Origin of the sequence: Roseburia sp. CLA-AA-H209 (assembly GCF_020687575.1) — a bacterium.
Taxonomy (GTDB): domain Bacteria; phylum Bacillota; class Clostridia; order Lachnospirales; family Lachnospiraceae; genus Roseburia_C; species Roseburia_C amylophila.
Genome location: NZ_JAJEQU010000002.1, coordinates 258,924 through 265,732, shown reverse-complemented (window position 1 = coordinate 265,732; position 6,809 = coordinate 258,924). Strand labels below are relative to the sequence as shown.

The window sequence follows — 6,809 nt, the reverse complement described above, 5'->3', positions numbered from 1 at the left end:
GTGCTGGCCGACGAGCCGACCGGCAACCTTGACAGCAAGACCAGCGCCGAGGTGCTGGGGCTTATCAAGCGCACCAGCGCGGAGTTCCGGCAAACTGTTGTGATGATTACCCACAATGACGACATAGCCCGTCTTGCAGATCGGATTGTCCGCATTGAGGACGGCAAGATTGTGGAGTAAGGAGGTGGCAGGCTATGACATGGCCTTTTGAGAATGATACCAGCGCCATTACAAAGAAGCTGGCAAAGAAAAGTTTGCAAAGCGAGAAGCGCCGGAATCTGATGGTGGTGATTGCCGTTGCGCTGGCGGCATTTCTGATCTGCTTTACGGGAATTGTGTCTACCTCCCTGACACAAATGCAGCGCAATCAGGTTGTCGATACTTATGAGGCGGTCTGGCTGGGCGTAGAGGAAAACGACATTGAAACCCTGAAAGGACTGCCGGAGTTTGAGCGCGTAGGCGGCTACTATATGCTGGGTGAGGAGCTTTCAGAACAGGGCTATCATGCGTCTTATGTGTATTGCGACGCGCAAATGATGGAGATTACCAAGGCGCAGATGGAGTTGTTAGAGGGCCGGGTTCCTGAAAAAGCAAATGAAGTTGTTGTAAGCGAATACTTTCTTTCCACCTATGGAAACAATGCCAAGATCGGGGACACTGTGACCTTAGATACAGAGAGTTTTCATGGTGATTATGTCGTTACCGGCATTATGGACAGCGTAAATGAAAAAGAAGCGAATACCTGCGCTATCATTCTTTCCAACGCTGCCCTGACAGGATGGAAAGGGTTTGACCCGACTGGCTATCGCGCCTATGTCCATTTCAAAAACAGCGACCAGTTGGGCGAAGAACTGATGACCTCTTATTGCAGGGAGATTGCGGAGGAATATCAGCTTCCTATGCCCAAAATGAACAGCAAGTATTTTGCCTATGCTTCTAAATCCTTTGATTTTGCACTGATGGCTGGCGTGATTGCCATTGTTCTGATCGGCGGCTATATTGTGATCCAGAGTATCTTCCGTATCTCCATCAATGACAAAATCAAGAGCTACGGGCAGCTTCGGACGATTGGTGCAACGCCAAAGCAAATCAAGCGGATTGTAAAGCGGGAGGGGCGTAAACTCGGCAGTATCGGGATTTTGATTGGTACAGTGCTGGGTGTATGCGGCGGTTTTCTTTTGTTTCCCAAGGGATTTAATGCTGTTTCCTATGTGGCAACGATTATTTTGACACTCATAAGCAGTTGGATCATGGTATCTGTTTCCATCCGTAAGCCGATAAAAATTGCGGCAGGGATTTCCCCGATTGAAGCCGTCCGTTTTACCCCGGCACAAAAGGACATCCGAAGCCGAAAAAAGAATATCAAGTTCAATCCTGTTTCAATGGGAATTGCGAATTTTAAGCGTGACCGAAAAAAGACCGTTGCTATTGTAGCCTCATTGAGTTTGGGCGGAATTATTCTGCTTGTGGTATCCTCCATTGTTTTGCTGCGTTCTCCAGAGGCGCTTGCAAGACGGTTTTTCCCGGACGGCGACTATAAAATTTATTTGGATTCTGAAATGACAGAAGAAAAGGTTATGGCAGCGGGAAATCCGTTGAATGAAGAATTAAAACAGGAAATCTTATCTATTGATGGTGTTACAGATATAATTCCAAGCAGACAATCTCTCTATGCAACCCTTAAGACGGACATTTACCAAAGCGGTGGTATGTGTGATATGCTGACCGACCAGAATTATGCAACAGTTGAAGCGGCTCTGACAGCAGGAACGATGCCAAAAGATTCCCGTAGTATTGTAATTGACTATAATGTGCTAAAGCAGAATGAGGATATGGGTGTTGGTTCAACAGTTGACTTTTATTTTGGAGAGGGGCAACCGCCTGTTTCCGTCACTGTATCAGGATTGTTTGATTCCAACAAGACGCCTTCCGGGCATGGAAAACTGGCCCTCGATGGAGTACTCTTTTTCGCACCAGAAGCATTGTTCCATGAACTGCACCCGGAAATCGCTTCTTTCGACTATTCATGGAGCATTGTAAACGATCCGAAAAAAACGGACTATGTGGGAGCTGAATTGAAAAATATTGTTGCCAGCCATAGTAATATTGCCTTAGATGAAATCAATACAGTGATTGAATATGAAGAAATGACAAATTCTTTTGCGTTTGGCAGTATGGAGATACTTTCATGGTTGGTATTTCTCTTTGGCGTTATCAACCTTATCAATACGACACTCTCTAACCAGATAGCCCGAAAGCAGGAAAACAGTATTCTGCGTTCTATCGGCCTAACACAAAAACAGCTATGTGAAATGAACATCTGTGAGGGGCTGTGCTATGCGCTCTTTGCAACATTGGCGACGCTGATCGTTGGGCTTCCGGCTTCCATCTTTGCTTGCAGAAAAATGAGTATAGGAGCTTTTGCCGGAAATGTAGTGCCTTACAAATTCCCGGTTTTGGAAATGGGACTGTTCATTCTGGTATTGTTCGGAATGGAACTGATCTTGTCTGTATGGACAATCCGCAGACAGAAAAAGCAATCCCTGATCGAACAAATGCGGGCGATGGAATAACCGTATGGGATCGGCGGGGCGGCGTGTGCTGCCCCGCTTTTTTCGCCATTTCTCAAAAAATTTTTGAAATGTCCGAGCTTTGTAACAATTCAGCCTGTTTTTTTGTCGAAATCAAAGGCACCTCGGACATTTATAGTTCTTCCAAAAGTTTGATGATAATATTACCATTCATGGAAGAAGCAATCTGTTATTGCAATAATGCGAAATTGACGATAGAAAGTTTTTCATATCTCGGTCAGCTCAACAATTACATTACTCTGCTGATACAGCCAGTCCGTAAATTCTTTCGGGCTGGCCGTTCCTGTTTTTACAGCCTTTTTTCTCTGTAAGGCTTCTTTCTTAAAGTCGGAAAAGGAAGCCTGTATTTTTTCCAGACGGTCAGCCGGAAAGCCTGCGGTATTTTTTACCCGGTTTATTTTGTTGCGCCAGTTCTGGCATTCATTTTTATAAAGCAGGTCATAGTTATTTTCTCTTGACCTCTCGTCAAATTCCCGCTTGTTTTGAAGCGCCTGTGCTTTTCGGCACTTGTCGCTGCACAGCTCATACCGCTGGCTCTTTGCCAGAAAATATTTTCCACAGACCTTGCACCGCCGGAAGCAAAGCCCCCAGTCATTCAGCCTGTTCAGATAATAGGTAATCAACGGGTAGAGGGACGCATAGGCAGACACACATTCTTCTGTGCGCCGGTTGTCCGGGAACCAGAGGTCAAGCCGGGTATCTTCTGACGGTGCGCCTTTGAAATAAAGGCTGCCAGCTTGAAATTGTTTCGGTTTTCCTGTCTCCCTGTCAAAGCTCATGGTTTCGTTTTGGAATACCCCGGTCAGTCTGCTCATTTTATCCATGAAGCGGTCACAGGCAGCGTTACGGTCACGGGGTTCTCTGGCAAGCAGATAGCTGTTCCAGATACGGAACGCCACATACATTTTCAGAGGGTCGTTGCTAAGATATTTCTCCCAAAGAAATTCGCTTGCCGCCTGCTCCAGCTCCGGCTGTTTCCATCGGTTGGAGTGGAGAGCTTGCCGCAGCGGAGAAAGCCCGTATAAGTTCCAGTCTCTGTCCGTGTCACGCTCAAAGTTTATCAAAAAAGTTCCCAGTGGGCGTGTCATATCACAAAGCACCTCTGCGTTTTGGCTCCCGTTCAGACGGAAGCGGATCTGCTGTTCTTCCCCAATCAAAATCCGCTCTTTCATTTTCTTCCTGTCCAGCGTCAGGACAAACAAAATCCTCTCAAAACATGGCTCATGCCGTATAAACTGATTCTCCATCCCTATCCCCTGCCTTTGTTTATGGTAATTATATAATTCAGTTATATCCGTTACACTCATGGTATCGCAGAATCATTGTTTTGTCAAGGATAGTACGCTATGATGATTGCGGTTGGTAATTTCGTACCGCACAGTACCTTGACAAGTGAATGACCGTCCAAAAGGGATATGACCGGCAGGAGAAGTGACGCATTCGGCGCACCAATGCAGGGAAACACCGCAGGAATGGGGCAGGAAAACGGCTTTTGGGGAGAACGGCAACAGGAAGCATTTTAACCTATTTGATTTATGGGAGGAACAGAATGAACGATAAAAAGAGATTGAACAGCTACGAGGATTTACCGCTGGTTCTGGATGTGGCGGACATTCAGCGGATTATGGGAATTTCAAGAGCGAGCGCCTATGAGCTGGTACACACACCCGGCTTTCCAGCGTTCCGCAGGGGCAGACTTATCAAGGTCAGCAAAATTGCTTTCTTTGAATGGATGGCAAAAGGCTCCGAAACCGTACCGGGAAGCGACAAATAAGCGTGAGGTATCATTCCCTGACTTGCAATACTGCCGCACTTTCCAAAGGGGCATACAGAGGGAAAAAAACTTAAAAATGATACCGAGACGCTACATCAAAACAGCCTATCTGCGTACATCAGATAGAAACGGAGAAAGGAGCCGGTTATGGCAAGAATGAGTAACAAGCGGCGGTTGGAATGGTCTTTCTTCTTAAATGACCGCAGCCGTATCACTTACAACGAACTGTGCCGGAAATGCCAGCACGAATGTAAACAGAGCTTCCGGGCGGTTGTGGTTGACTGCCCGAAGTATCTTTCCAAGCGTTCCAAGAAAAAGGACAAGACTGCCGGAAACGGCAAAATCCCTTAGGAACTAAGGGCGCACTTCTATACATAGTCTAAAGACCATGTATCGTGCGTCCTGCGGAGCTTACCTCTGCCGCTGATAAAATCAGCAATCCGAGGTCTGCGTTCGCTTCGCTCCGACAAGGTGGCTACACCCCCTTGCGCCGCTAAAGCGGCTATCCCCTGTGTACCCGCCGCAAAGAGAAATCCGCTCTGCGGTTTTCCCTTTTCATCGGGTTTTATAGAAGCACTGACACACGGACTGTCTGCGGATGGTCTTTCTTTATCTTATCAGCAAAGGATGTGAGAACATGGAAAAATCTTTGGAACAGTTGAAGCAGGAATATGAAAAAACCACTGTCCTGCTGGAACAGGAAAAACGGAAAATGCAGCGTTTGAAAAACCGGCAGGCGTATCTGGAAAGCGGTTCCCGGAAACAGAGGACGCACCGGCTGATTACCCGTGGGGCAGCTATTGAGAGCATTGCACCACAGACAAAGGAGCTATCCGAAGCGGAATTTTATTCCCTCATGGAAAGCATTTTGAATCTGCCGCAGGCGGAGCATTTCATCCGGTCTGCCACAGAGAACCACGCCCGTATTTCCGGGCAGGAGAAAGGCGGTGACTAAGGATAGCACTTTATCATTTTTCAATCGCACAGATCAAGCGCAGCGCCGGTCAGAGCGCCATTGCCAGCGCAGCCTATCGAGCCGGGGAGCGTCTTTACAGCAGCTACTATGGAGAAGTCAGCGACTACACCAAAAAGGGCGGCGTGATCGCTTCGGAAATCATGCTGCCGCCCCATGCGCCGGAAATATATCTTGACCGGGCGACCCTCTGGAATGCTGTGGAGAACTGCGAGAAACATCCAAAAGCACAGCTTGCCTATTCCTTTGATATTGCCATGCAGAATGAATTGACGCTGGAAGAAAACATGGAGCTGGCGAGGAAGTTCGTACAGGAGCAGTTTGTGACAAAAGGCATGATTGCCGACCTTGCTTTTCACAGCCCGGAGAAAGAGGACGGCGGCATCCCTAACCCGCATTTTCATGTGATGACAACCATGCGCCCTTTGAACCCGGATGGCACATGGGGACAAAAACAGCGTCGGGAATATCTTCTTGATGAAGATGGAAACCGAATCCGGGATAAAAACGGCGATTATATGTTTAACGCTGTCCATACAACAGACTGGCATGAGCCGGAAACGCTGGAACACTGGCGGGAGCAGTGGGCGGCTGCCGTTAATACAAAATTTGAGGAAAAAGGGCTGGATGTGCGTATCGACCACCGTTCCTATGTGCGGCAGGGGCTTGACCTGATACCTACTGTCCACGAGGGAGCTAATGTCCGGCAGATGGAAGCAAAGGGCATCCGCACCGAGAAAGGGGAACTGAACCGCTGGATTAAAGCCACCAACCGGCTCATGCAGGATGTGAGGAAGAAGATCAAAGCCCTGTTTGTCTGGATGGCAGAGGTAAAAGAAGAACTTTCCAAACCGCAGACACCGAGCCTTGCCGACCTGTTGATCGCTTATTACAACCAGCGCAACGCAGGGGCATGGAGCAATAAAGCCAGAACCGGAAACTTAAAGCAGTTTGCCGAAGCCGTCAATTATCTGACGGAAAACAAGCTGCTCACATTAGAGGATTTGCAGGAGCGTCTTTCCTCTGTCAACGAAGAATTTGAAGCGTTAAGCGACTCCATGAAAAAGAAATCTGCCCGGATAAAGGAATTGCAGGAATTGATACGGGAGGGCGAGAATTACCAGCGGCTAAAACCTGTTCATACGGAATTGAACAATATCAAGTTTAAGAAACAGAGGGAGAAATTTGAAACATCCCACGATGCGGAGTTACGGCTGTTTTATGCCGCCCGCCGTATTTTGAAAGAAAAACTGGACGGAAAACCCATTGCCCTGAAAGCATGGAAACAGGAATACGCACAGTTAAAAACAGAGTATGCCGAACTGTCTCCGCAGCACAAGCCACTCCGGGAGGAAGTCATACGGCTACGGCAGGTGCAGAACGCCGTAGATACCGCACTGCGCCGGAGGGAGCAGCCACAGGCAGTACAGAGAAAGAAACATGAGATGGAGCTATGATATAACCGGCAGCT

The 6,809-nt window shown here is 47.8% G+C and carries 6 protein-coding genes and 1 pseudogene; 6 read left to right on the top strand and 1 reads right to left on the bottom strand.

Annotated elements, in window-relative coordinates:
• A pseudogene (locus LKD41_RS03720) lies at positions 1-180 on the top strand (ABC transporter ATP-binding protein); the annotation flags it as partial.
• 14 nt (positions 181-194) lie between these two features.
• A complete protein-coding gene (locus LKD41_RS03715) occupies positions 195-2,573 on the top strand; it encodes an ABC transporter permease (RefSeq protein ID WP_227700426.1) in 2,379 nt (792 codons plus the stop codon).
• A 224-nt stretch (positions 2,574-2,797) separates the two neighbouring features.
• On the opposite strand, the gene LKD41_RS03710 is transcribed toward LKD41_RS03715, so the two are convergent.
• Positions 2,798-3,838, bottom strand: coding sequence for a DUF6076 domain-containing protein (locus LKD41_RS03710; RefSeq protein WP_008816376.1), 1,041 nt, complete (start codon positions 3,836-3,838; stop codon positions 2,798-2,800).
• Between the two features lie 302 nt (positions 3,839-4,140).
• Between LKD41_RS03710 and LKD41_RS03705 the strand changes: the two genes are divergently transcribed.
• The 4 genes from LKD41_RS03705 (at position 4,141) to mobQ (ending at position 6,795) form a co-directional block, all read left to right on the top strand.
• Positions 4,141-4,365: a helix-turn-helix domain-containing protein gene (locus LKD41_RS03705; protein WP_005362423.1), complete on the top strand. Its 225-nt coding sequence runs from the start codon at positions 4,141-4,143 to the stop codon at positions 4,363-4,365.
• A 147-nt stretch (positions 4,366-4,512) separates the two neighbouring features.
• Complete coding sequence (locus LKD41_RS03700) at positions 4,513-4,716, top strand: hypothetical protein (protein WP_004614949.1); 204 nt, start codon at positions 4,513-4,515, stop codon at positions 4,714-4,716.
• Between the two features lie 286 nt (positions 4,717-5,002).
• Positions 5,003-5,320, top strand: a complete 318-nt coding sequence (locus tag LKD41_RS03695; RefSeq protein ID WP_008816380.1) for a DUF3847 domain-containing protein — start codon at positions 5,003-5,005, stop codon at positions 5,318-5,320.
• Between the two features lie 2 nt (positions 5,321-5,322).
• Complete coding sequence (gene mobQ, locus LKD41_RS03690) at positions 5,323-6,795, top strand: MobQ family relaxase (RefSeq protein WP_074104019.1); 1,473 nt, start codon at positions 5,323-5,325, stop codon at positions 6,793-6,795.
• Positions 6,796-6,809: the final 14 nt, after the last annotated feature.